Raw genomic sequence first — 26124 nt, 5'->3', positions numbered from 1 at the left:
AACAATTGGTCACAGCGCCCTAAGGGGCTAAAATGCCCGCCAGTTTTTCCCTTCCCCCCGCGCTTCGAGGACTCTCTGTGAACTTTACCGGTGCTCACATTCTCTCTATTACCCAATTTGAACGCGCAGACATTATGCGTGTGTTTGCTGTGGCTGATGCCATGGAGCCCTATGCGTTACGGCGCAAGGTGACGCGCGTGCTTGAGGGGGCCATCCTCGGCAATATGTTTTTTGAACCCAGTACCCGTACGCGGGTGAGCTTTGGTGCGGCGTTTAATTTGCTGGGCGGCAATGTGCGTGAAACTACCGGCTTTGAAAGTTCATCCTTAACGAAGGGTGAGTCGCTGTTTGATACCGCGCGCGTGCTTTCGGGTTATAGCGATGTAATTTGTATGCGCCACCCACAAGCGGGCAGTGTGGCGGAGTTTGCGGAAGGCAGCCGCGTACCAGTGATTAATGGTGGCGATGGCCCCAATGAACACCCCACGCAAGCCTTGTTGGATTTGTACACTATTCGCAAAGAGGTTCGCTCGCGCGGCTTAACCATTGATAATTTGCGCATTGCGATGATTGGCGATTTAAAGCATGGGCGCACGGTGCACTCACTGTGCAAATTGTTGTGCTTGTTTGAAAAGCTGACAATTTCTTTGGTGTCGCCCAAAGAATTGGCGATGCCAGAGTACATAGTGGAAGAGCTGCGCGCGGCTGGCCATACCGTCACCATTAGCGAAGACTTGCCCACCAGTATTGGCAAAATTGACATCGCCTATTCCACACGCATTCAAGAAGAGCGTTTCGCCACGAAAGAAGAGGCGGATATGTATCGCGGTCGCTTCCGCTTGAATCAATCTATTTACACTGAGTTTTGCGAGCCGAACACGGTGATTATGCACCCGCTGCCGCGCGATTCGCGTGCAGAAGCCAATGAGCTAGACAATGATTTAAACAGCAACCCCAACTTGGCCATTTTCCGCCAAGCAGATAATGGCGTATTGGTGCGCATGGCCTTGTTCGCATTGGTGTTGGATGTGGCAGATAAAGTAGACCTGCACGCGCGCGAAGTGAATTGGTATAGTTCGCTGCGCAATCACTAGAGAGAAAATATTTTTATTAAATCCGCTGTGGGCAACTGCAGCGGATTTTTTATTTTTAATCCACGCTATTTTAAAACTAAGCCATTTTTGAAAAGGTGCGGCATGCATATAAAAATTGTGGATGAAATAGATGCGCAGCGGTTGGTGGGTTTTTATCAAACTAATCGCTTGCACCTTCAAACGTGGGAGCCTGCGCGCAGTGATGATTTTTATACGGAGAGCTATTGGCAAGAACTACTGCGCCAGCGTAGGTTAGAGATGGATGCGGGCCGCGCGGTATTTTTTATCGCGCTAGATGATGCAGGTAATGTGATAGCCAGCTGTAATTTAACCAATATAGTGCGCGGTAGTTTTCAGGCAGCTTATATGGGCTATGCGGTGGCTGCTGCTTGGGAAGGTAAGGGCATCATGAAGCAGTTGTGCGAGTATGTGGTGAACTATGGGTTTAGCGAATTACAGCTCAACCGCATTATGGCAAATTATTTGCCGCACAACATCCGTTCAGAGAAGTTGCTGGCGGGTTTAGGTTTTGAGCGAGAGGGTTACGCGCGCCGCTATCTACAGATTAACGGCGACTGGCAAGACCATGTGTTGACTGCGTGTGTGCGAGGGGATTAGGCACGGGTTTATTTGCTGCTAGCCTTTTTTGCTACGCTAGATTTTGGATCGAAATTTTTTTTGTCGCATGTGGTGATGAGAACATTATGGCCTCGCATGAAACAAACCGCTTTAATTTAGAATATCCAACAGCTGATGTAAGAGCGCGGGTGTATTCATCTCCTTATCAACGTAGGTATAAATACCGAGTTCATGGTCTGCTGGATCTCGGCTGCGGCGGGTGTTTTCAGCGCCTTTTATGGACGGCACTAAAAGAGCTATAGGAATGCCTCGCGTTTTATTGTTTTCGCGGAGTTCCGTGCAGAGTGCTGCGTGATTTTCATCAGAAAATTCAACATCCAGTAATATTACATTGGGCGATGTTGCTTCAGCGAGGGAGAAGCATTCGGCAGCGCTATTGGCCACGCTAAGATTAAAATGCTGTTGCAAAATAACGGAAAAGTGGCGCGCGGCTTCGCTGTTTGCGGCAATTAGAATATTTTTTTGTGTCACTACTTCATCAATCCACGCGCGATTGCGCCCGCTGCGTTTAGATTTATACAGTGCATTGTCTGCGTGCTTAATGAGTTCTTCTAAATTGTGACCATTGGTTTTTGTGCAGCTAGCGCCGCCAATACTGGCAGACACGAGATTGTGCGTGGGCGATGTGTCGTGACGAATACCCTGTGCGGCTATGGCGGCATTAATCGTTTGCGCGACGCGATAGGCACCTTCGCTGTCGGTATCTGGTAATAGCACAATAAATTCTTCGCCACCGTAGCGGCCAAATAAATCACAGGAGCGTTGCAAGCAGGACTTAATCGCGAGTGTGACTTTTTTCAAGCAGCTATCACCCGCGGGGTGGCCGTAGTGATCGTTATAAAGTTTGAAGTGATCTAGGTCGATCATTAAGGCGCTGATGGGTTGTTGGTTGCGTTTAGCTTGGGCCCAGAGCTGCATGGCTCGCTCATTAAATGTGCGGCGATTGTAGATATTGGTAAGGCTGTCTAATTGGCTTAGCGCCTCTAATTCACTGTTGAGTTTATTGAGTTGGTCGCGCATCTCGACAATACGGGCCATGGCGCGGATTTTGGCGTGGATGATGGTGAAGCTTACGGGTTTAATGAGGTAATCATCGCCGCCCGCTTCTATCCCCGTGCGGTAACTAGAATCTTCATTTAAACCTGTTACGAAAATAATGGGTATCCAGTAGTCGCCCAGCCATTCACGGATTAAGCGGGTGGTTTCAAAGCCATCAAGCCCAGGCATTTCCACATCCATGATGATCATATCAACAGGGGTGTTTTCCAATAGCTGTAATGCCTCTTCGCCACTGCGCGCCATGATGGGCGTGTGACCTGCTTCTACAATAAAGCCACGCATGGCATGACGCAGGGTAGCACTGTCTTCTACGAGAAGAATTTTCATAAGCATTAAATATGGTTAGAGAGTGAATCAGCGAAAACGCATCGATTAAATGTATTCATATCAGAGAGAATAGTTCGCTCTCGTGAGCAGAGAGTTGGAACAAGCAATAGGTTTGCTGACTCTCACTCGGTGTTCTGGCTCATTTTTTTACTTATTGAGCTTAGTTGCGATTGTGGCGCGGCGCAGAACTAATTGAGCGAATATATACGTACTTTAGGTGGTGGTGTTTGTTTTTTGGGCAGTGGCGATGCTTGAGTCACACATTTATTGAATTTAGGTGAGTGTATCGCGTTGATTAAGGTATAGCCAACCTTGTGGGCTGCGGGTGAAATGTGAAATTTCGTGATGTTGCTGTAGTTCACCCGCGCGGCGAAAGTGAGCAATAAATTCTACAATTCCCTCTTTGTCATCTGGGCCACCCTGTTGGGTTGCTAAAATTTCTAGGCGCAGCCATTCGCAGGATTTAGCCCAGCGGCGTATATCTGCGCGGTTGGAGCCTTGGCGCTCAGTTTGGTGCCACGTTTGCCATAAATAATCTATGGCGAGTGTGGCATGTGCGCTATAGCGTGAACGCATTAAGGCTTCTGCAGTGGGCGCAATGCGGGTGCCATTTATATAGGGTAAGCAACAATGGGCTAGACTCTCTTGGCTGCCGCAGGGGCAGGGCTGCTGTGGAGAATGGTGCTCGGGGGCTGATAATGGCTTTTTAGGTGGCATTTTTCGCCTCTTTTCGGTATTTTGTGCGGCTATTTTCCCTGACTAGGCGGCATAGCGCTAGCGGCAATTTGTATTGTTGCGCATCTATATTTATGTGACTGCTTCTTATTTGCGCTTAGGTTTTTTAAGTGGCTCGCCCTAAGTCTCCATCAACATTTACTCATTAACAGTAATCTGCCCGCTATGAAAGAGTTCGACGATATTCGCCCTTACCACGATGATGAAGTGCGCCCTACCATAGAGCGTCTTTTAGCCGACCCAGAGTTGAGCGATGCATTGGTGCGGTTAAAATTTCCTAAATGGCGCAAGGGGTTTGGTTGGCTGCTGCGCCCATTGGTAAAAGCAAAATTGAGCCGTGAATTAGCGCGAGTTAATAATGTGCGCGCATTTCAAGAGGTGGTGGCTAAGTATATGGGCTCAGTGGTAGCTACCACTGTCGCGTCCCTTACGGTATCTGGCTTGGAGCGTTTAGATCCACAACAGTCTTATTTGTTTATCAGCAACCATCGCGATATTGCAATGGACCCCGCGTTTGTCAATTTTGTTTTGTTTGAAAATGATTGCAATACCCTGCGAATTGCGATTGGTGACAACCTGCTCACCAAACCATTTGTCGCCGATATTATGCGTTTGAACAAATGTTTTATTGTGAATCGTTCAGCTAAGGCACCGCGCGAAAAACTAAAAGCTGCGAAACATCTTTCCGCTTATATGCATCACTCAATCGTCAATGAACACTCCAGTATTTGGATTGCGCAGCGTGAAGGTCGCGCAAAAGACGGCTGCGATAAAACTAATTCTGCCGTGCTAGGTATGATCATGCTCAATAAGCCGAAAGCGGTTGAGCTGAGTGAATACGTGAAAGAGTTGCGTATAGTGCCTGTTGCGATTTCTTATGCGCTAGACCCCTGCGATGCCGCTAAGGCGCGCGAGCTTTATCAACAGCGCACGCAAGGTAGCTATCAAAAAGAAGAGCATGAAGATGTGAAAAGTATCGCCTTGGGAATAGCCGGGCAAAAAGGCAATGTGCACTTGGAATTTGGTGAAGTACTGCAGGGCGATTACACCGATGCAGATGAGTTGGTGGAGGATATTGACCAGCATATATTGCAGGATTATGTATTACATGCGACCAATTGTTTCGCGTATGAAATGTTGCATGGCACTGCTCCAAAAGTAAATTACAGCGCGAAAAATATTCCTTTCAATACGGCTGCGCTAGCGGAAGAAAAAGCGGCATTTATTGCGCGGATGAATGCCATACCTGAGGAGCATCGCGCTATAGCCTTAGGTATTTACGCCAACCCTGTGTTGAGCAAAATAGCGGCTTCCCAAGTCGCCCACTAATTGGCTATTGCATGTTAACTGACGCGCTTAAAAAGCAGATTCAAGGTTCTTACAGCAAATTTTTGGAAAACAAAAATTTAAAATCGCGCTACGGTCAAAAATTAATGATCGCCGAGATCGCTAAAACCTTGGGCGGTATTGAAACTGACGATGAGAATGTTCGCACCAGTCATAGCCATATTTGTGTGGTGGAGGCGGGTACAGGCACGGGTAAAACTATCGCCTATTTATTACCGGCCATTATCATGGCGAAAGCTATGGGTAAAAAATTGGTAGTTTCTACCGCGACAGTGGCCTTACAAGAACAGATTGTGAACAAAGATTTACCGGAGCTGGCGCGCCACAGTGAATTAGTTTTTTCCTTCGCGCTTGCCAAGGGTCGTGGCCGCTATCTGTGTTTAAGCAAATTAGATAATTTATTGGCTGAGTATGAAAGCGGTGCCAACCCGACTAAAGCATTGTATGAAGATGAGTTGCCTAGCGTTACCGCGCAGGGCGTAAAACTTTATCAGGGTATGATGGAGTCGCTCGCCTCCAATAAATGGAACGGCGAGCGGGATACTTGGCCGCAAGCTTTGGAGCAAAGCGAGTGGCAATTAATCACCACAGATCATCGCCAATGCACAGGGCGCCGTTGCTCAAATGTATCGGCCTGTAGCTTTTTTAAAGCGCGCGACTCTATTCACTCGGTAGATTGTATTGTCACTAATCACGATTTGGTACTCGCTGATTTGGCTTTAGGTGGCGGCGCCATATTGCCCGACCCTGCGGAAACGATTTACGTATTCGATGAGGGTCATCACTTACCGCAAAAAGCGCTTAGCCACTTTGCCCATCACAGCCGTATGCTTTCTACCAGTAAATGGTTAGATCAATGTAATAAAGCGCTGGGTGCTATGCTCGGCCATATTAGCGGCGCCGGTAATGTTGATCGCTATGCGGAGCAGTTGCCCGCAGCACTCATGGATTGTAAGCAGCGTTTGGATCAGGTTTATCCTTTTATTGATGCGCTGGTGCAAACCATTGCGGTGGATGAACGTCAATCGAATTACCGTTTTAACAATGGTGTTGTGCCGCAAGAATTATTAATTCCCTCGGTGGAACTCTATAAAGGCTTTTCGCGCTTAAGCGAGTTACTCAATAAAATGTGCGAAGAATTAAATGAGGCCATGGAAGACCCTCATTGCCCGGTACCTAAGGTGGATTTGGAGAATCACTATCCTGTGGTGGGTACTTGGCAATCGCGCGCTGAAGCAACGCGAGATTTGTGGGGCAGCTACGCAACCCCCGATAAAGATTCTGTACCCAAAGCACGCTGGCTAACGCCGGTAGATAATTCCGGCAGTATGGATATAGAAGTTTGCTCTAGTCCTATCCTTGCGGCTAAAACACTTGAGTACAGCTTGTGGGACAAAGCCTGTGGCGCAGTGGTTACCTCTGCGACTATGACCGCGCTGGGCAACTTTCAGCGTTTTCAAATGCGCGCGGGAACACCTGCAGACTCCAATTATCAAGTAGTGCCCAGCCCATTTAATTTTCAACAGGCAACGTTGGAAATTCCCGCGGCAGCAGTGGAAGCCAATAATGCGGAAGCGCATACGCTGTCGCTAATTAATTGCCTGCCCAATTTATTAGAGCGCGATGCAGGCAGCTTGGTGCTGTTTTCATCTCGTCGCCAAATGCTGGATGTGTTTGATGAAATGCCTGATGAACTGCGCGATTTAATATTGGTGCAAGGCGATAGCTCTAAACAAGAAATGCTCAACCAGCATAAAAAGCGTATAGATGCAGGCGAGGGCAGTGTGCTCTTCGGTTTGGCGAGTTTTGCCGAGGGTGTGGACTTACCCGGTAACTACTGCACTCATGTGCTTATCGCAAAATTACCCTTTGCAGTGCCTGATGATCCCATTGAGGCTTCGCTGTCGGAATGGGTTGAAGCGCGTGGCGGCAATCCCTTTATGGAGATTACTGTGCCTGATGCATCCCTTAAACTGATTCAGGCGTGTGGTCGCTTGCTTCGCACGGAAACCGATACCGGAAAAATCAGCTTGCTCGACCGTCGTATCATCACCAAACGCTATGGCAAGGCCATTTTAAATTCGTTGCCACCCTTTACCCAGGTGGTACATAAGTATTGAGATTGGCCATGAAGTTTAGGTTGCTGTTGCCGGTAGCCCATACATTTATGATGAAAAATAAAAAAGTTATCGCAGAGACCATTCATTATTTGCGTTATGGAACCTTTGTCGCGGCTTTGGCACAGAACAATTGTGTAGCCAAATAGTCCAGATGACAAAGGGTTTTTCGTATAATACAGAGGTGAAAAAATGACGGACGTTCATGTTGCCGTTGCAGAGCTTTTGATGGATATAGAGCGAGAGTTGCGAGTGTTGCAGTTGTGGGAAGATGAGCTGCCGCCTGCTGATGCTTTGGCCAGTACGCAACCTTTTGCTGTGGACACATTAAATTTTCCGCAATGGCTGCAGTTTATTTTTATTGAGCGAATGTATTTTCTTGTTGATCAGCGCGCCCAGTTACCGAATAACTGCGGTATTGCGCCCATGGCAGAACAATACTTTGCAGTATTGCAGTTGAACTCGACTCCGTTAATTTCACACTTGCAAAAAATGGATGATTTATTAACCCATGTCTGATGTGCGCTGATTTTTTACCTTCTTTTTATGGAAGTGAACTTGGTGTGGTCTGCCTAGTTTAATTTTTTCGATAATTCCGAATAAGGCTCGCAGAGAACTGCGGGCCTTTTTTTATGTTTTTTGTGTTGGTATGTAGCAAGCATATTAATGTGTTTCCTTTTGCTACAAATTTATGTGCTGCATACGTATTCAGTTTTGTTTGCGGAGTGAATACGTATGCAGTGCGTGGCCTGAAGTGTGTCTGAGCCTCAAGATTGATTGCTGTAGCTACTGCCTAGTGGCTGTTGTACACAGGGAGCGTTAATCGATTGGATCACGATAATAATCATAATTTACACTCATTAATCAGGATATTTTTATGAAAACCAATGCATTTAAGTTGGGCATATTTTTTTGCTCGATATTCTTTTCTCTTAATAGCCACGCGCTTGATCGCACCGTGTTTGTTCATTTGTTTGAATGGCAATGGAATGATATTGCGGCTGAGTGCGAAAATGTTTTAGGACCTAATGGCTTTTCTGCTGTGCAGGTGTCTCCGCCACAGAAATCTGTCAGTGGCAGCCAGTGGTGGACACGCTATCAGCCAGTGAGTTATGCCATTGAAGGGCGCTCCGGTACTCGCACCGAATTTGCCAGCATGGTGAGCCGCTGTAAGGCGGTAGGTGTGGATATTTATGTGGATGTGGTTGGTAATCACATGGCCGCTCGGACGCGCAGCTTTCCCGAAGTGCCCTATGGCAGCAACGATTTCCATAGCTGCACAACGCCGATAAATTATGGCAATGCTTGGTCTATTCAAAACTGTGATTTATCGGGGTTGAATGATTTAAAAACCGAGTCTGATTACGTGCGCGGTAAAATCGCAGCTTATATGGAGGATTTGCAATCCATGGGCGTTGCAGGCTTTCGAATGGATGCGGCTAAGCACATGGCAGCAGCAGATGTGGCTAATATTATTAGTCGCTTAAGTGGTCACCCCTATATTTTTCAAGAGGTGATAGGTGCGGCGGGTGAGCCTGTGCAGCCGAGCCAATATACCTATATTGGCGATGTGACTGAATTTAATTTCACCAATACATTAGGTAATTATTTTAAGGGGCGCGGCGCGTTAAAAAATATTAGCAATATAGGTACGGGCAATTGGGCTGGTTGGCTGGCGAGCAGTGATGCAGTGGTGTTTGTGGCCAACCATGATAATCAACGCCAAAACACCGGGAATATTATTACCCATAAAGATGGTGCTAATTTAAATAATTTGGCTCATGTGTTTATGTTGGGCTGGCCCTATGGTTACCCTAAAGTGATGTCTAGCTACGATTGGACTGATCACGACCAGGGGCCACCGAGCACCGGTGCCAGTGCGTGCAATAATGGTTGGCTGTGTGAGCATCGTATTCGCGCCATTAAAAATATGGTGGCTTTTAGAAATAATACTAATGCTGCTTTTTCTGTTTCCAACTATTGGGATAATGGCAATAATCAAATCGCATGGGGGCGGGCAGGTTTAGGTTATGTGGCGATCAATCGTGAAGATAGCGGTAATCTAAATCGCACTTTTGCCACAGGCATGGCTGCGGGTACCTATTGCGATATTATTCACGCTGATTTTAATTATGCGACGGGTGTTTGTAGCGGTGCGAGCATTACCGTTAACGCCAGTGGTAATGCAACGTTTAATGTGGCTAGTCACGATGCGGTGGCGTTCCATGTGGGTGCTAAAGTGGGTGTTCCCTGCGTGAGTTGTGGTGGCGGTAATAGCAGTGCTGCGAGTAGTGCGCGTAGCTCTGTTGCGGTTAGCTCTGCAGCAACAGATGCATGGTATTTTCGCGGCACGCCAAATGCTTGGGCGGCTACGTCTATGAGCCTTGATGCTGGGCTTTATTGCACAACACAAACCTTTGGCGATGCCAGTACCTCGCCACGTTTTAAAATTGATCACTATGCTAATTGGACAGAAAGTTATCCTGCCAGCGATGTTGTTGTGACAGCTAACACAACTTACCGCATTTGTTTTAATGCCCAGACTCGGGGTGTTACGGCAACGACAGTGGCGACCAGTTCGGTTGCTAGTAGCGCAGCGAGTTCCAGTGTCGCAAGTGGCAATGTGAATGTGACGTTTGTGTGTAACAACGGCACCACTTATTCTGGCCAGAGTGTCTATGTTGCAGGAAATCATGGTGCCTTGGGTGGGTGGAATCTAGCACAAGCAATAAAATTAACGCCATCAGCCTATCCCAGCTGGAGTACAACGCTTTCATTGCCAGCCAATACCGCGATTACGTGGAAGTGTGTAAAGCGGGAGGAGGCAAATGCGGCAGCAGGTATTCAGTGGCAGTCTGGTGCTAATAATAGCCTTGCCACAGGAAGTGTTGGGGGTACAGTGACGGGAAGTTTTTAATAAAGGGTTTTTATTGGTCTTTTGATCTGATTGCAGTTGCTTGATTTATAACTGCTTTATGGGTCTTCGCCTTAAACATTTTTTAAATGTTGTTGTAGATGTATCTTAAATCGGCAGCCTCTTTGACGCAGAGGCTGCCGATTTTTGCATTTAAAACACTAAGAAATTATGCCGCTTTTCGTAGTTGTCTTATGGCAAACACGGCACCTAAGGCGAGCAGTAACAAACCTAGGGTGTTGGGTTCTGGTACATGAGCGCTGGCGCTGGCGTTGTCGCTAATGCGCACATTGTCGACTGCCCACCATTCATCATTAGGGCCTTGGTCTAGTGTTGATGAAAATCTTAGGGTGAGTGAGGTTGCGCTGGTGTTGAATACGAGGTTGATGGGTACTAATAGCTCGTTCCAGAGGTTGTACATTTGTCCGGCAACTTGGCTGCCTTGTGCATAGGTATAGCTGTTGCTGAACAGCACATTGTTGTTAGCAGTAACCATGAAGCTTTCGCCATCCCAAGAGTCACCTTTCCAGAAATCTAAATTAATGTAGACCTCGGTTTGGGTGCCTGAAAGTGCAAATGTTTTTTCCGCTGTGGCGCCTGCGCCAAAGAGATTAAAGCCACCTAATACTTCGTTGCCAGCAATGCTGCTGGTGCTGTTATTGCTCCAGCCGCTCGCGCCGCCGGTGAAGTCTTCGTTGGTGATAAGTGCTGCTGAAGCGCTAAAGCTAAATATTGCGGTTAAGGCAATGAGTGCTTTGATGGTGGTGTTGCGCATGTGTTGCTCCTATTAAGGTGTAAAAGCTGCTGTTGAGAGCAGTTAATATCCCGATTTATTGTGTTGAGGGTAGGCAAAGTGGAAACAGACTGCCCTGGTGATGTTGCATGGACATGGTTGCTCGACCTTACTATTGTTTTTTGAGCTGTGTAATTATTCGCGGCGTTTCATGTCACAAATCAACTAATGCACTTGTTATGCCATTTTATAGTTTAATTTTCAATGTTGTGATGCTGTCTGCATATAAAAGGAGGTTTGCGTCACTTTGTTGTGCTGTTTATGGTTGACGTTAGACTTTTTAGGCAGTTTTTTTGTCAGCATGTGACCAAAATTGTCATAAAAACCTGTTTTGTGATACCTAAATAGATGGGAGTCTATAGGTTAAGAGTCGTTATTGATTAATGTTAAATAGCGCTCGCGCTCGGCGCTATGAGGCTAAGGCGTTTGGTGTGCTAGTGGTGGGAAGGAGGTGCGGGCAGTGGAATGATATTAGCGGGTGTGGAGCGGCGGGTCTGATGTGAGTCGATAATTGGCTGGCTAGCAGAGTTTGGATTACTACAAGCGCGTCATTTCATTGGTGACGCGCTTGTAGTTGACGGTGTTTTATTAGAGGCCGCGTTACATTTTTTCCATGACATCGATGCCGAGCAACTCTAAACCTTGCGCTAGGCTGCGCGCCACGAGGTGACACAGGCGTAAGCGACTGTCGCGCAGCTCCGGTGCTATGCCTTCTTTTAAAATAGGACAGGCTTCGTAAAAGGTCATATAGAGGCTAGCGATATCGTAGAGATAGGTGCAAAGCAAGTGCGGCATAGCTTCACGCGCTACTTGATCGAGTACTTCACTGAATTGCAGCAATTTTATCGCCAGGGTTTTCTCTTGTTCAGTGCCTATGATAATGGCGCTGCTAAGGGATTCTGGCGTGACGCCTGCCTTGCGGAAAATGCTTTGCACGCGGGTGAATGCGTACTGCAAATAGGGGGCGGTGTTGCCTTCAAAGCTGAGCATGGAATCCCAGTTAAACACGTAGTCATTGGTGCGTGTTTTACAGAGATCAGCGTATTTCACTGCGCCTATACCCACTTTACGGGAGATTTCCGCTATTTCTGCTGGGCTTAAATCGGTACTCTTTTCGCTTACCACGGCTGCGGCGCGTTCAACGGCTTCTACTAATAGCTCGGCGAGTTTAACGGTACCGCCGGTGCGGGTTTTGAAGGGTTTGCCGTCGCTGCCCATCATGGTGCCGAAGGCGAGATGTTCAAGGCTGGTAGTGTCGTTTACAAAGCCTGCTTTGCGGGCGAGGGTAAAGACTTGTTGCATGTGCAGCGATTGACGCGCATCGATAAAATACATAATGCGGTCGGCATTGAGGCTTTTGGTTCTGTAGCGCAATGCGGCCAAGTCGGTGGTCGCATAAAGAAAGCCGCCCCCTTGTTTTTGAATAATTACTGGAGAGGGGTTGCCTTCTTTGTCGGCAAGTTCCTGTAAAAACACAACCTGTGCACCTTCACTTTCTTTGGCCAACCCTTGTTCTTGTAATTCTTTAACCAGCGGTGCGAGGTCGTTGTTGTAAAAGCTTTCGCCGCGTACATCTGCATCGGTAAGGGTGACGTTGAGCTGTGCATAAATCTCAGTGCTGTGGTGCAGAGAAATGGTTTTGAACTGCTGCCAAAGCTTGAGCATGTCGGCATCGCCCGATTGCAGGCGCACTACGTAGTTGCGTGCTTTATCGGCGAAGGCAGCATCATCGTCAAAGTGTTTTTTGGCTTGCTGATAAAAAACTTCCAGATCTTTGAGCGCCATTTGACCGTCGCCATTGGCACCCAGCTGTTCTTCCAGTTCCGCAATCAGCATCCCGAATTGCGTGCCCCAGTCGCCCACATGGTTTTGTCGAATAACTTTGTTGCCTTGGAATTCAAGTAGGCGGGCGAGGGCATCGCCAATGATAGTGGAGCGCAAATGCCCCACGTGCATTTCTTTGGCGAGGTTGGGGCCTGAGTAGTCTATTACGACGGTTTGTGGTGATGGCGCTTGGGCAATATTTAAACGGTTGTCTTTTTCGGCGAGAGCTACTTGAGCACCGAGCCATTCGGGCTTGAGATCGATGTTGATAAAGCCTGGGCCTGCGATTTCTACTTTGTCGGCTATGTCGGCCAGATCCAACGCGGCGATAATTTTAGCGGCCAGTTCGCGTGGATTGGTGCCCATGGCTTTGGCGGCGCCCATGGCGCAGTTGGCTTGGTAATCACCAAAGCCAGCCTTTTTGCCTGGCGCTATGAGTGCGGGTAGGTCTGCTGCTATGCCACAGGCTTGCATGGCGTGGAGGACACGGAGATTTAATAATTCGCGGATATTCATAGGAGTCGATCAACAGCTGGGAAAGATGGGGGCGAATTGTACCTGCCACCCTCCACCTATGCCATCTTTTGCTGTTTTAGGTGCCCGCGCCGGAGCTGCTTTTGCTGGAGCAGTGCTTGGCGCAGTAGTTTGGTGAGTTCAAAAACTAATCAGCATCGAAGTGGAAAACCTAAGCTTTACCAAAGAAGAGAGTGAGTTTGACTATACTCAACCGACCCTCGGTTTTAATCTATTCAATTACATAACTTATTAAAGGGAATACACCATGATTAGCAGCCCTTGTTCCGCTCTTGAGTTGCAGCTAGACGCACGCGTACTGCGGCTTCGCTTAAATCGACCTGAGCGTAAAAATGCGCTCTCGCTCGCTATGTATTCTGCCTTGGCTGATGTCATTGCCGCTGCCGATAATGATGCGGATATACGGGTGATAGTGCTCACTGGCAGTGATGATTTCTTCACCAGCGGCAACGACTTGCTGGATTTCATGAATGAACCGGAATTGCACGATCAGCATCCAGTGTTGCGCTTTATGCGCGCGCTACAGCTGTGCAACAAGCCAGTGGTGGCCATAGTGCGCGGCCACGCTATTGGTATTGGCACCACGCTACTGCTGCATTGTGATTTGGTCTACGCGGCAGAAGATGCACGTTTACAACTGCCTTTTGTGAATTTAGGTCTGTGCCCAGAGTATGCGAGCAGCTATCTCATTCCGCGTTTGTTGGGGCATCAGCAGGCGGCAGAATTATTTTTATTGGGCGAAGCGTTTAGCGGAGCGCAAGCCTCAGTTTTGGGTTTGGTGACGGCGGCTATTCACCGCGATGATTTGGCGGAATATGCAGAGGCTAAAATAGCGCGTTTAGCTCAACAGCCTCCCGCTGCAATAAAACGCACAAAAGCTTTGTTGAAAGCGGCGCAGCGCACAGCGGTAGATGCTGCTATGGCGGCGGAAATTATTGGTTTTGCTGAGGGGTTGGGGTCTGAAGAATGCAAAGAATCAGTTACCGCTTTCTTTGAAAAACGCACACCTGATTTTTCACGCTTTTAGCTAAGGCAATTAATAACGAATGAACTGTTCAGTCAATTGCGAATAACAGGATTTGATTATGTTCGATTTCCAGCAAAAAAATGTATTAGTAGTTGGCGGCACCAGCGGAATTAATCGCGGTGTTGCGGAAGCCTTTGCGCAAGCCGGCGCGCGCGTTGCGGTAGTGAGTCGTGCGCAAGAAAAAGTGGATGACACTATTGCTGCTCTAAAAGCAGCAGGTGCGGCAGAGGCGGGCGGGTTTGCCGCTGATGTGCGCGAGTTTGATGCGCTTAAGTTGGGGATAGATAAGCTCGCGCAGGCTTGGGGTAAATTTCATGTGGTGGTATCCGGTGCAGCGGGTAACTTCCCTGCGCTGGCGATGGGTATGTCGCCCAATGGTTTTCGTTCAGTCATTGAAATTGATTTGCTCGGTACTTTTCATGTCATGCAGGCAGTCTATCCACACCTACAAAAACCGGGCGCCAGTATTATTAATATTTCGGCGCCTCAAGCGATTACACCTATGGCGGGGCAGTCGCATGTGTGCGCGGCGAAAGCAGGTGTAGATATGATTACGCGCACGCTCTGCTTGGAGTGGGGCGCAGAAGGCGTGCGTATTAATTCGGTGATTCCCGGCCCAATTGACGATACTGAAGGCATGAAACGCTTGTCGCCCACAGAGGCTTTGCGCACGCGGGTAGTGCAATCTATTCCGCTGCAGCGCATGGGCACAAAAACAGATATAGCCAACGCCTGCATGTTTTTAGCGTCTGATTTTGCCAGCTATATTAGCGGTGCGGTTATACCTGTCGATGGCGGTTGGGCGCAGGGCGGGGTGAGTGTCGTCGGTGCTGGATTGGCGCAGATGCTTCAGCCTAAACCATCTGAATAGGTATTCTGGTTTTGGGTGTTATCACCTGCTAAAAAATTATCTGCGTTGCTGTGCCGGCTTTTGTATGTGGCCTGCATTTAATTGCCACAAAATATTTTAACAAGTTAGTTATAGGCATCCCAAAATAGGCTCAGGCTGCGCTAAGGCTACCTGAGCTGTTGTTTGTCCTCGTCATTGATGAATTTTCAATAAAAAGAGTTTTGGCCACTGCTTTCCGGTTATCCACATGGCCTGCCGTTGTTCATCCCATGCCATGCCATTAAGCACCGATTCTGTATCTTTTAACTGTAGGTCGCGTGCAATAGGGCTTAGATTCAGTTTGGCGACAACTTGGCCCGAAGTGGGGTCAATTTTGAGCAGATGATTGTCGTACCACACGTTGGCCCAAATAAACCCTTGCGCATATTCCAGTTCATTAAGACGTTCAACAGCTTGTTCACCATCGCGCACAGCGAGGGTTTTGGTCACGACAAATGATTCTGGGTCGTGAAAACTGAGGGTGCTAGTGCCATCGCTGCGAATAAGGCTTTTACCATCGCTGGTTAGGCCCCAGCCTTCGCCTTCGTAACTCAGTGTTTTCTCGTAGCTAAAGGTGTCTTTGTTGTACACCAGCACGCTTTTTTCTTGCCAGGTAAGTTGATATAAATATTTGCCATGCAAGGCCAGCCCTTCAGCAAAAAAGCGCTCGGGCAGGTCTTGTTTGTGCGTGAAGGGGCGTGCGATTTTGGCCCAAGTGCTATCGGGCTCAGCAATGGGATAACTAATGAGCTGGGATTTCCCATAGAGTCCGCTACTTTCGTAAAAATAGCCCTTATCAATTAATAGGCCTTGGGTAAAAAGCGTCGCTTTATGGCTGCGCTCGGCGAGAATCTCATAGCTCAGGCTCGTGGCGGCTTGGCAATTCGCTATCAGTACTAGGCTCGGGCACAATAGCCAGCCCCAGAGGGTTATTTTTTTCACCTTGGCTCTCTTATTCGTTGTTTGGTTTAAGTACTTATTGGAAAGGCGATCATCATGAAGCGTTTGCGGGCATTTGTCAGTATCACTCTCATAGGCGGGTTTATGGTAGTGCTGCCTATTGTCATTTTTATTTGGATGGTCGAATGGCTGCTGGGGGTAGTGCGCGACTTGGTTCGGCCTTTAAGTCGTTGGTTGGTAGAGCAAACGGCTTTGAGCCATTATTTGACTGATTTAATTGGCGTAATGCTGGTGTTAAGTATTTGCTTCTTAATTGGTTTATTTATCAAAACCAGTGTGGGCGAGTGGGTTCATGACCGTATAGATGCATGGCTGACTCGATTGGCCCCCGGTTATAAAACCATTCGGGAGATTGTGTCGCAATTATTGGGTGGTGAGGGTAATACTTCGCTCTTGAAGGGGGAGGTTTGCCGCGCCTATGTAATGGGGCGACCAGCGGGTGTGTCGGTCACGGCTATAGTCACGGCGAAGCATCTTAACGGCGATTACACGGTTTACGTACCCACGGCACCGATTCCAACTTCGGGGTTCGTGTATCACCTCGCCGCAGATTGTGTAGACCTGTTGCCCTATATCAGTGTTGAAGAGGCTATGCGCACGGTTATTGCCTGCGGCAGCGGTTCGCAAATAATCTCTGATGAGGCAAGAAAGCTCGCGGGAAAACCTAAATCTAAGGGTTAGCTTTTTTGGCAGGGGGATTGGGGGGGATGTGAGTGCGTTACTCTGGATAAGCCTTGTTGTACCAAACTGCCAGTGGTTGGCTGGCAGTTTGGAAAAGTATCTATCTGGCTATTTATTAAAGGCTAAAAAGGCTAGCTGCTTTTCTTTTTTGAACTCTTGGCTTTAGGGGCAGATTTACTCGCTTTTGCTACTGGTGCAGCCGCTAAGCTCTCGTTGATCGATTCCTGTGCCGCTGCTTTATCGGGTTTACTTGCGCGATTGCCAATTAAAGACACTTCTAGCGGTGGTAGCTTCACATCTTCGCCTCTCTCGCGGCTCTCAACATGATTGATGGCTTCGGTCACCGCCAAGCTCACCTTCTTTTCTATTTCGCCCATATCTTGCGGCGACATAAAAAAAGTCATGTCTACGTCGTGGCGAATATAGCGCGGCGGTAGGCGATTAAGCGCTACGCAGGCAACATCGGCGAGAAAGTCTCGGTCGCCTTCCTGTACGCGCTGACTTTGGTCGTAAATCTCTTGGGCGACCAGTCGCTCGTAATAGTTGTGAATAAAGTCAACGTTATCATCATTCATAAAATAAGTGCGATTGGTTAGCATGCGAGTATCTTCTCTATAGACGGCTTGAGTGCTAGGCAGTGTAGATGGTGTTTCAAGAGTATAGACCCTGAATGTGCAATGGCGAGAAACCTAAAATTTGTTTGCGCTGGTTATGGCCCTCCAACAATGTTCCTCTAAACTCTAGATATCAGCCTTAGTGTTATTGGTTTTATTTGAGTAGTTTTAACCAGTTCGTGTTTTTCTGTTATTAAAATCTGACATTTCTATTACTTTATTGCTATCCCTCTAACATTTGCTATACCCATTATCAGGCCTACAGAAAAATTGAGCGGACAGTCTGCCGCAGGCCCCCTATAAAAATTTGCATCGTCAATTTGTCGCAGAGTGAGGATTACCGTGGATCTTAAAAGTTTAATTGATAACGCTCAAAAAATGCCCAACATCCCTAAGGTCGTGCAGGAGCTAATAGAAAGTTTTGGCGATGAAAATATTAATAATGAGGCTATTGCGCAAAAAATCAGTGCTGATCAGGTTCTGACCGCAAAAGTCTTACGCGCGGCGAACTCAGCACACTACGGTGGCAATCGGAAAGTGGGTTCAGTCAGTGATGCTGTCTTTATTCTCGGATTTAACGCAGTGCGTACCTTGGTGCTTGCGTCTGGCTTGACCGGTGCATTTAAGGCACCCGAAGGATTTGATTTACCCAAGTTTTGGCACGATAGCTTCGCGGTTGCCAGTACCTGTAAATGGTTGGCGCGCTTTTCTCACGATGATGTAGAGACTGCTTTTACGACGGGTATGATGCATAACATTGGTGAGTTGTTAATACATATCCTTATGCCGGAAGAGTGTTTGGAAATTAAGAAAGTAGTGGACCGAGGTGCGCGCAACTCGGATATTGAGAAAAATGTACTGGGCTTTAACTTTCCCGAAGCGGGCGCTGAGTTGGCTAGCCGATGGAAGTTCCCCGATGCCATTGTGGCGGGTATTCGCAACCAATTGAATCCGCTTAAAGCCGATGAGTTTTCACGTTTGGCTGGCCTGATCAATCTTGCAGACTACATAGTGCATATGAATGAATTGGGCGATGATGCAGCGCTTGTGGCCAATTTTCCTAATGAATTGGCGACTCAGCTGGGTATTAATCTCGTTAAAATGATGGAGAAAATAGAAGACACCAAAGACTTGGTGGGTGGATTTGATTCGCTTTTGAGCTAGATATACTTTTGAATCACATGAACTTTTGAGCTACATGAACTTTTAAGCCACATGAACTTTTAAGATAGACGTGTTCATGAAAGGAAATATGTCCCATCAAGCTAAAAAACCCCGCACTGCGGGGTTTTTTGTGCGTGCAATGCATGGATTAGTGTTGGTTTAACACGCTGTGCGGCATCTAAAATACAGCGCTAAAGTGCCGCGATGGCTGAGCCAAAACAGGCTTCAATATCGGCGGGTAAGCTTTTTCGTTTTACTTCATCAAAAAATACACCCGCCTGCGGGTATTGGCGGCTTAAATACATCAGCCACTGTTTCACGCGGTTGCCGCAGTTGCGCTCGTCATAGAGAGGCGTGGTGGTTTGATAGTAGTCAAATAGCATGGTGCAAATCTGTGCCCAGCTAAGTGGTTGATAATCCTCTCCCGCGAGATGGGCTTTAATTTGCCTTGCTAGATCAGGGCAGGCGAGCAGCCCGCGCCCCAGCATCACATCATCGCATTGAGACTCTTCGCGGCAGCGCAGATAATCCGCTACTGACCAAATTTCACCATTGGCGATGACGGGAATTTTAAGCTCGCGTTGGATGTCGGCAATATAAGACCAGTAAGCTGGGGGCTTATAGCCATCGGCTTTGGAGCGGGCATGTACGGTGAGCTCATCGGCGCCAGCGGCTTCTACCGCGCGCGCGTTATCTAAATAACTCGATCGATCATCAAAGCCCAAGCGAATTTTGGCCGATACGGGAATCGCTTTAGGTACTGCATCGCGCACGGCTTTAATAATGGCGTAGACCCTGTCTGGCTGGCGCAGCAAGCAGGCGCCGCCTTCGTGAGAGTTGACGGTTTTGGCGGGGCAGCCAAAATTTAAATCGATCGCCTTGGCTCCATAGCGCACTAGTTCTAGAGCATTCATCGCCATAGGCTCTGGTTTGCTGCCGAGGAGCTGCACCTTAACGGGCGTGCCATTAGGTGTGTTGCAATTGGATTCTAATTCTTGGGCGTACTTATAAAAGACCTTATAGGGGAGCTTTTGGTCGGTAACGCGAATGAATTCGGTCACGCAACCGTCCAATCCGCCAATACGGCTGAGAATGTCACGCACGTGATGCTCGACAACACCCTCCATCGGGGCCAGCATAATCCGCATAGTTATTGCCTTGTGTAATAGGTCGCAATCTTGTTTTAGGTTCGATTGAGCGAACACGAGTGTCGAAGTAGCTCTATAATGGGCGGCATTCTACGCATGCGGGCGCTATATTCCAGCGCGTTTGCGGCATTTGATTGATAAATACGCGCAATCTGCGTAGATTGCGCGCCTTTTCCCCATTTGCTGGCTGTTTCACCTATCGATTATCGAGGATGCTCTATGTCTAACCCACGCTTTCAGGATCTGATTTCTGACGCTCAATTACAGAAGGCAATCAATCTGCTGGGCTATGAGCAACCTACGCCAGTGCAGCTGGCCGCTATACCTGAAATACTGGCGGGCAAAAATGTGCTCGTTAGCTCTAAAACGGGAAGTGGCAAAACGGCTGCGTTTCTTTTGCCCACCTTGCAAACCATATTGACGCGCGCCACCTTGCATCCTGCTAGCTCGCGTATTTTAATTCTTACACCTACGCGGGAATTGGCGCGGCAGATTTTGAAAAATGCCGAGCAGCTCTTAAAGTTCACGCCCATAAAAGTCGCCATGATTTGCGGTGGAGAAGAGTTAAAGTATCAAAAAGCTGTGTTGCGTAAAAATCCAGAAATTATCGTAGGTACTCCTGGTCGTTTGGGTGAGCATATCTCTCATAAGTCAACGGACTTTAGCGGTTTGGATGTGCTGATTTTAGATGAAGCTGACCGCATGCTGGAAATGGGATTGAGCGAAGATGTATTAAAGATCGCAGAGACCTGCGCTAAAGATCGTCAGACGCTTTTATTTTCAGCCACTCTTGAGTTAAAGGGTTTGCGTCACTTGATTGGCCAAGTTGTCTTAGGCGATGCAAGTGAAATTCACATTGACGAAAAGCCTAATGCCATTACTCAGCAATATGTTTTGGCTGATGATGTAAAACACAAAGAAAAATTATTGCTGTCGCTACTTGCCAGTGCAAGCTATGAAAAAGTGGTGGTGTTTACCAACACTAAAATCAAAGCGGCACAGCTGGATGGTTTGTTGCGCTACAACAAATATCGCGTAAGTGCGCTGCACGGGGATGTGACCCAAGATCAGCGTAAAATCACCTTGGATTTGTTCCGTCAAGGTAAAACCCAAGTGTTAGTCGCGACTGATGTGGCGGCGCGTGGTTTGGATATTTCCGGCGTTGACTTGGTTATCAACTTCGATATGGCGCACTCAGCCGACGATTATTTACACCGTATCGGGCGCACTGGGCGTGCAGATGCCGAGGGCAGAGCGGTAACCTTTGTTGCTGCGCCGGACTGGAATCTTGCCAAGGGTGTTGAGCGTTATTTGCAGGTGGAGTTTGAAAAGGTATCGCTGCCAGGCTTAATCGCTAATTATAAAGGGCCGGATAAACTTAAGTCTTCAGGTAAGGCCGCGGGTACTAAAAAGAAAGATACAGCGAAAGATAAAAAAGCTGCAGCAAAAAAATCGACAACTGAGAAAGTGAAGGTGCGTGAGCGCGATAAAAAGAATATTGGTAAGCGCCGTGCGCCTGCGGCACCTGGTGAAGGTGCACCTCTCGTCGATGGTTTTGCGCCGCCTAAGAAAAAAATCACTAAGTTTGTAGATGATGCAGATGTTTAATTCTGTGTATTTGCACAGCATATATACCGTGCAAGTAGTACAAAATTATTTCAAATCGGTTATTGACCACTCTTCTAAATAAGCCTAGTATCAGCTTAGGGTTGCTGAAAAACGCAATTCTAAAGCTCTGATACTAGAGTTAAGCTTTAAGACAACTGACAGAGGTTTTTATTCGCTGTCACTTGATCGTCACACTGTTTTGTTTTACTCGAATTGTTTTTGGTGAGTCTTTAGTGAAGAAGTACTTGATGTGTTTTATGCATTATTTCAAGTAAACGTTTATTCATTTAACACTGGCAAACAGAGGAGATAAAATCGACACCTATCTTGCGACACAAAGTATTTGCGTATCTCGGGTATATCACAACAATGAGCAATTATTGCTCCTGTTTACTTTGAACCTGTAGGGGATAAATATTTATGGCAAAAAAAACGAGTGCCAGACGCAACACAAACCATCATTCATACAGCGACTACGGCGGCGGTTCGCGCCATAAGTCGACGCGAAAAGGTTCGCGAAGTGATGACAATATTGTCGAAATATCTTCTCGGTCACAGCAAGTCGAAACTGCTTACTCTCCCTCCCGCTCCGCCCAACCCTTTCGCGCTAAAAGTAACTCCCAACAGCAATACATCAACGCCATCAACACGCATATGCTTACCTTTGGTATTGGCCCTGCCGGTACAGGTAAGAGCTATTGTGCGGGCGCCTTGGCTGCTGAGGCTTTGGAATCGGGCCGTATTGAACGCATTATTCTCACGCGTCCCGCCGTGGAATCGGGGGAAAACCTCGGCTTTTTGCCGGGCGATTTAGACCAGAAGTTTTCAGTCTACATTGATGCCTTTCGCGATATTTTAAATGAGCGCTTAGGTGCGGGTACGGTGGACTATTGTTTGCGCCATGGTCGCATAGTCGCTGCACCACTTGCATTTATGCGCGGTAAAACTTTTAACAGTAAAACCTTTGTGATTTTGGATGAGGCGCAAAATACCAGCCCCGCGCAAATGAAAATGTTCCTCACGCGCATTGGTGAAGACTGTAAGGTGGTTATTAACGGTGATATCAAGCAAAGCGATATTCGTGGTGTGAATGGCTTGGCTGATGCCGTGATGCGACTTGGCAGTTTACCCAGCGTTTATATTCATGAGTTTGAGCGCGAAGATATAGTGCGCAGCGGTTTGGTGCGGGACATTATTGATTGTTACGAACCTCCGGAAATTTAACTTCTCGATCGAAGTGTGCTTGACGGCACACTTCGATTTTGACTTGCCATTTATACAGTGAGTCGTCATGCTGCCCGCACATTTTTTTATGGGCTGATTTCAGCATGAATTTACTGCGCTGTCCCCTGTGTCATGCATCTTTCATCTCTCTCGATAACGCTAAAAGCAATCTATTAGGTGGTGAACTACATCACAGCCTTGTCTGTGTAAATCGCCATAACTTTGATCGGGCTAAAGAAGGTTACTTCAATCTCCTGCCGGTTCAATTTAAACAATCCCTTGAACCTGGCGATTCGAAGGCGCAATTGCGCGCGCGTCGTTTGTTTTTACACGCTGGCCACTACGCTGTTTTGCGAACGGCTATCCAACATGTACTACCTCAATCAGCACTCGCCTTGCTTGATCTGGGCTGTGGTGAGGGTTATTTCACTCAAGCACTGGCGGAGCAGCTTCCTTCTGCACAGGTTTATGGTGTTGATATCTCAAAAGAGGGGGTGCGAATGGCCGCAAAATATGCAAGCCAGCAGACTCATTTGGTGAAGACTCAAACACCTCTTTATTTAGTAGCATCCGCGTTTGATGTGCCGCTGTTAGATAGCAGTCTAGATGTGATTACGCGCATTTATGCACCCAGTCGCGCGACTGAGCTGAATCGATTATTAAAGCCAGAGGGCGTTTTAATTGTGGTAACGCCCGGTAATGATCATTTGTTGGGACTGCGCACACAAATTTATGAAGAGGTTCGACCTCATCCTGTGCCCCAAGCGCCGGAAGGATTTACTTTGCTGTCGCAGAGTGAACTTACAGGGGGCGTGTCCGTGTGCCCTGGTGAAATGACGGAGGCATTGTTAGCTATGACACCTTTTGCATGGAAGATGCCTTCATCTTTATCGGTTTCCATGATTCAGGAGGGTATTGAAGATGGTTATCACTTTATCGTTTCTTGTTATGGTAAATGCTAGCCTTTTTTAAGCCTGTGCGAGATGCAGCCAGTCATACATCACAGATGTTGCTGTAATCGCATGAAATACCTTTTTTCCGTGATATGTGTCTCAATGTGGAAATGTTGTGCGAATGTGGCAGCTAAGTTACTATTCAGTTGTTTTTTCTATGATTTTTTGCATAAGGCGTGTGCAGTGGGTGTTCGTAAGCGGCGTTTTTTTTGAAATAGGGATTGTTACAGAGTGTAGGATAGTGATGGGCTTATGAACAAATATACGTAAAATCCATTAAAAATAATAGATTGTGTAGTTTTCATGGATTGAAATTGACTTGGCGAGACACTCTAGCGAGTAAATTAATACGTGTGATTTGGATGTTTTTAAGTCTGCTTGTTTGTCGGTGTTGCTTGCCCGCTTTGTGTGATGGCACCCCTAAATTGTTAGAACTGCTCAGGAATCCTTAATGCGTAATTCAGCTTTGGCTATTAATTCGATCTTTACTCTCTCTTTTTTGCGTGTACTTCACTCCCCCATTATTCGATTTGCACCGATTTTCTTGTTGGGGTTTGCCAGCGTTAGCGCACAGTCTGAAATCGCGACTGGCGACCTTAAGACGACAGTGATGCAGGCGCTTGAAACTAGCCCGGAGGTGCAATCCACGTGGCATTTGTTCCAAGCGGCGACGGAGGATGTGGCTCAAGCGCGCTCGGGTTATAAGCCTAGCGTCGATATATCTGCGGCTACTGGCAAAACTTCACGTGACTATGATGGCCGTGGCAACTACACCAACACCCAAGCGCAGCTGACACTGACGCAAACATTGTTTGATGGTTTTAGAACCCGTGGTCAGGTGGAATATTTTAATGGCGAACGTTTGGTTCGTTACTATGAACTTTTAAGCAGTTTAGATTCTGTGGCGTTGGATGCAGTCACTGCCTATCAGGATGTAAAGCGCACCCGCGAATTAGTGGAATTAGCGCGCGCCAACTATGCCAAGCATCGCGATGTTTATGGCCAAATTGAGGAGCGCACTATTTCTGGTGTAGGTCGTCGCGTCGACTTAGAGCAAGTGGCGGGGCGTTTGGCATTGGCGGAATCCAATCTCTTGACTGAAGCAGCCAATTTGCATGACGTTACTGCGCGCTATTTGCGTATTGTGGGTCAGTTGCCCGCAGCAGACCTGAAGTCCTCAGCACTGTCGAGTGCTCCTTTACCGGAAAATATTCGCATAGCCATGCAGTTGGCCTACGAAGGCAATCCTAGTTTTCATGCGGCGATTAAAAATATTACTGCAGCTCAGGCCAACGTGAAAGTTGAGCGTGCCGGTTACTACCCTAAAGCTGAGCTGCGTGCACGTCAGGTTACTAGTCGCAACCAAAATGGTTTTGATGAGCGCGTAGACCCAAGCCGCTACGGTGACGAAAGTGCCATAGAGCTAGCATTGACCTATAACCTTTATAGCGGTGGCGCAAACCGCGCAGCCGTGCGTCGTTCGCTGGCGTTGGTCGATGAAGCAAAAGATCGTCGGGATTTAGCCTGTGTTGATCTACGCCAGAATACTCAAATTGCCTACAACGATACTCAGCGTTTAAAAGAGCAGTTGTTGGCACTGCAGCAACATCGCATCGCCAGTGACAAGGTGCGCACAGCCTATAGCGATCAATTCAATATAGGTCAGCGCACTCTGTTGGATTTGTTAGATGCTGAAAATGAATATTTTCAAGCCAGCCGTTCCTTGGTGGTGGCTCAGGGCGATATCGAAATTGCCTATGCGCGTGCACTGACCGCTATGGGTAAATTGTTGCCCGTATTAGGTGTGGTGCGCGAAGGTTTGGATTTGTTACAGGGTACCAAGGTGAATGATTCGCTCAGTATCTCTAACTCAGTTTGCCCTGATATTGCACCGATTGCGTTGGGGCGTGATGATTTAATCTCTGAAGTGACATCATTGAGTGGCGATGCGCTTTTTGATCTTAATAGCTCTAGCCTTAAGGCCAGTGCGCAACAAAAGTTGGATGTGCTTATTGCCAGTATTAAGGCGACTCCCAAGGTTGTGAATATTGGGATTGAAGGGCACACCGATAGCAGTGGCTCCGATGCGTTAAATGCACGCTTGTCTGATATGCGTGCTCAACGAGTGCGCGATTATTTTGTGCTAAATGGTTTGGAAACTATTCCTATGTCGGTGGCAGGTTATGGTGCTTCACGCCCTGTTGCTGATAATAAGACCGCAGCAGGTATGGCGGCAAATCGCCGTGTTGTGGTCACGGTTAATCGCCAGCAATAATTTTTGGTTGAAAATCACAGCAGTGGCTTGAGTGAAATTGCTCAAGTACTGCTGAGTTGTTTGCAATATCCGTTATGGTTAAATTCACTCTTTTAGCCACTTCTTTTCTAAGAGCTTCTATACTAAGGCCGCTAAGCGCGGTTTTTTTGTGATTAACATTCCCTCACAGTAATTCAAGCGCTGCTTTTTTGTTAAGTG

21 protein-coding genes are annotated in these 26124 nt (G+C 47.5%); 14 read left to right on the top strand and 7 right to left on the bottom strand.

Annotated features, from left to right (window positions below; translation table 11 throughout):
• Positions 1 to 77: 77 nt before the first annotated feature.
• Both AC0KUT_RS13050 and AC0KUT_RS13045 read left to right on the top strand, forming a co-directional pair.
• Complete coding sequence (locus tag AC0KUT_RS13050) at positions 78 to 1094, top strand: aspartate carbamoyltransferase (RefSeq protein ID WP_488830520.1); 1017 nt, start codon at positions 78 to 80, stop codon at positions 1092 to 1094.
• A gap of 102 nt (positions 1095 to 1196) precedes the next feature.
• On the top strand, positions 1197 to 1712 hold the full coding sequence (locus AC0KUT_RS13045; protein ID WP_488830518.1) for a GNAT family N-acetyltransferase: 516 nt from the start codon (positions 1197 to 1199) through the stop codon (positions 1710 to 1712).
• Positions 1713 to 1823: 111 nt separating this feature from the next.
• On the opposite strand, the gene AC0KUT_RS13040 is transcribed toward AC0KUT_RS13045, so the two are convergent.
• Both AC0KUT_RS13040 and AC0KUT_RS13035 read right to left on the bottom strand, forming a co-directional pair.
• Positions 1824 to 3119, bottom strand: a complete 1296-nt coding sequence (locus AC0KUT_RS13040) for a diguanylate cyclase (RefSeq protein ID WP_488830516.1) — start codon at positions 3117 to 3119, stop codon at positions 1824 to 1826.
• Between the two features lie 273 nt (positions 3120 to 3392).
• Positions 3393 to 3836, bottom strand: a complete 444-nt coding sequence (locus AC0KUT_RS13035) for a YchJ family protein (RefSeq protein WP_488830514.1) — start codon at positions 3834 to 3836, stop codon at positions 3393 to 3395.
• A gap of 183 nt (positions 3837 to 4019) precedes the next feature.
• Between AC0KUT_RS13035 and AC0KUT_RS13030 the strand changes: the two genes are divergently transcribed.
• From AC0KUT_RS13030 to AC0KUT_RS13015, 4 genes are all read left to right on the top strand, one after another.
• The gene (locus AC0KUT_RS13030) at positions 4020 to 5183 is read left to right on the top strand and encodes a 1-acyl-sn-glycerol-3-phosphate acyltransferase (RefSeq protein ID WP_488830513.1); all 1164 of its coding nucleotides are present in this window, start codon (positions 4020 to 4022) and stop codon (positions 5181 to 5183) included.
• Positions 5184 to 5194: 11 nt separating this feature from the next.
• Entirely contained in the window at positions 5195 to 7321 is a 2127-nt protein-coding gene (gene dinG, locus AC0KUT_RS13025) for an ATP-dependent DNA helicase DinG (protein WP_488830511.1), read from the top strand.
• A gap of 189 nt (positions 7322 to 7510) precedes the next feature.
• The gene (locus tag AC0KUT_RS13020; protein WP_488830510.1) at positions 7511 to 7837 is read left to right on the top strand and encodes a YqcC family protein; all 327 of its coding nucleotides are present in this window, start codon (positions 7511 to 7513) and stop codon (positions 7835 to 7837) included.
• A 358-nt stretch (positions 7838 to 8195) separates the two neighbouring features.
• The gene (locus AC0KUT_RS13015; RefSeq protein ID WP_488830508.1) at positions 8196 to 10235 is read left to right on the top strand and encodes a carbohydrate-binding module family 20 domain-containing protein; all 2040 of its coding nucleotides are present in this window, start codon (positions 8196 to 8198) and stop codon (positions 10233 to 10235) included.
• 166 nt (positions 10236 to 10401) lie between these two features.
• Here the strand turns inward: AC0KUT_RS13015 and AC0KUT_RS13010 are convergent, their stop codons facing one another.
• Together AC0KUT_RS13010 and argS are read right to left on the bottom strand one after the other, a co-directional pair.
• Entirely contained in the window at positions 10402 to 11007 is a 606-nt protein-coding gene (locus AC0KUT_RS13010) for a PEP-CTERM sorting domain-containing protein (protein WP_488830506.1), read from the bottom strand.
• 618 nt (positions 11008 to 11625) lie between these two features.
• Entirely contained in the window at positions 11626 to 13365 is a 1740-nt protein-coding gene (gene argS, locus AC0KUT_RS13005; RefSeq protein WP_488830505.1) for an arginine--tRNA ligase, read from the bottom strand.
• Between the two features lie 265 nt (positions 13366 to 13630).
• On the opposite strand from argS, the gene AC0KUT_RS13000 reads away from it, so the two are divergent.
• The gene (locus tag AC0KUT_RS13000) at positions 13631 to 14410 is read left to right on the top strand and encodes an enoyl-CoA hydratase (protein WP_488830504.1); all 780 of its coding nucleotides are present in this window, start codon (positions 13631 to 13633) and stop codon (positions 14408 to 14410) included.
• 58 nt (positions 14411 to 14468) lie between these two features.
• Positions 14469 to 15281, top strand: coding sequence for an SDR family oxidoreductase (locus tag AC0KUT_RS12995; RefSeq protein ID WP_488830503.1), 813 nt, complete (start codon positions 14469 to 14471; stop codon positions 15279 to 15281).
• 171 nt (positions 15282 to 15452) lie between these two features.
• Here the strand turns inward: AC0KUT_RS12995 and AC0KUT_RS12990 are convergent, their stop codons facing one another.
• The gene (locus AC0KUT_RS12990; RefSeq protein WP_488830502.1) at positions 15453 to 16241 is read right to left on the bottom strand and encodes a glutaminyl-peptide cyclotransferase; all 789 of its coding nucleotides are present in this window, start codon (positions 16239 to 16241) and stop codon (positions 15453 to 15455) included.
• A 54-nt stretch (positions 16242 to 16295) separates the two neighbouring features.
• Here AC0KUT_RS12990 and AC0KUT_RS12985 point away from each other — a divergent pair, with 54 nt between their 5' ends.
• On the top strand, positions 16296 to 16940 hold the full coding sequence (locus AC0KUT_RS12985) for a DUF502 domain-containing protein (protein ID WP_488830500.1): 645 nt from the start codon (positions 16296 to 16298) through the stop codon (positions 16938 to 16940).
• 131 nt (positions 16941 to 17071) lie between these two features.
• On the opposite strand, the gene AC0KUT_RS12980 is transcribed toward AC0KUT_RS12985, so the two are convergent.
• Positions 17072 to 17539, bottom strand: a complete 468-nt coding sequence (locus tag AC0KUT_RS12980; RefSeq protein WP_488830498.1) for a late competence development ComFB family protein — start codon at positions 17537 to 17539, stop codon at positions 17072 to 17074.
• 357 nt (positions 17540 to 17896) lie between these two features.
• Between AC0KUT_RS12980 and AC0KUT_RS12975 the strand changes: the two genes are divergently transcribed.
• Positions 17897 to 18718, top strand: a complete 822-nt coding sequence (locus AC0KUT_RS12975) for an HDOD domain-containing protein (protein ID WP_488830496.1) — start codon at positions 17897 to 17899, stop codon at positions 18716 to 18718.
• A gap of 191 nt (positions 18719 to 18909) precedes the next feature.
• Here the strand turns inward: AC0KUT_RS12975 and AC0KUT_RS12970 are convergent, their stop codons facing one another.
• Positions 18910 to 19866 carry a tRNA dihydrouridine synthase gene (locus AC0KUT_RS12970; protein WP_488830494.1) on the bottom strand — a complete coding sequence of 319 codons (957 nt, stop codon included), beginning with the start codon at positions 19864 to 19866 and terminating at the stop codon, positions 18910 to 18912.
• Positions 19867 to 20085: 219 nt separating this feature from the next.
• Between AC0KUT_RS12970 and AC0KUT_RS12965 the strand changes: the two genes are divergently transcribed.
• The 4 genes from AC0KUT_RS12965 to AC0KUT_RS12950 all read left to right on the top strand — a co-directional run bounded on the left by AC0KUT_RS12965 (position 20086) and on the right by AC0KUT_RS12950 (position 25926).
• Entirely contained in the window at positions 20086 to 21474 is a 1389-nt protein-coding gene (locus AC0KUT_RS12965; protein ID WP_488830493.1) for a DEAD/DEAH box helicase, read from the top strand.
• A 420-nt stretch (positions 21475 to 21894) separates the two neighbouring features.
• Complete coding sequence (locus AC0KUT_RS12960) at positions 21895 to 22698, top strand: PhoH family protein (protein ID WP_488830491.1); 804 nt, start codon at positions 21895 to 21897, stop codon at positions 22696 to 22698.
• Between the two features lie 104 nt (positions 22699 to 22802).
• A complete protein-coding gene (locus tag AC0KUT_RS12955; RefSeq protein ID WP_488830490.1) occupies positions 22803 to 23660 on the top strand; it encodes a methyltransferase domain-containing protein in 858 nt (285 codons plus the stop codon).
• A gap of 442 nt (positions 23661 to 24102) precedes the next feature.
• The gene (locus AC0KUT_RS12950) at positions 24103 to 25926 is read left to right on the top strand and encodes a TolC family outer membrane protein (RefSeq protein WP_488830489.1); all 1824 of its coding nucleotides are present in this window, start codon (positions 24103 to 24105) and stop codon (positions 25924 to 25926) included.
• Positions 25927 to 26124: the final 198 nt, after the last annotated feature.

This window comes from Cellvibrio sp. 25HG11W-0, assembly GCF_057815475.1.
This window is presented reverse-complemented; position numbering and strand designations above follow the sequence as displayed.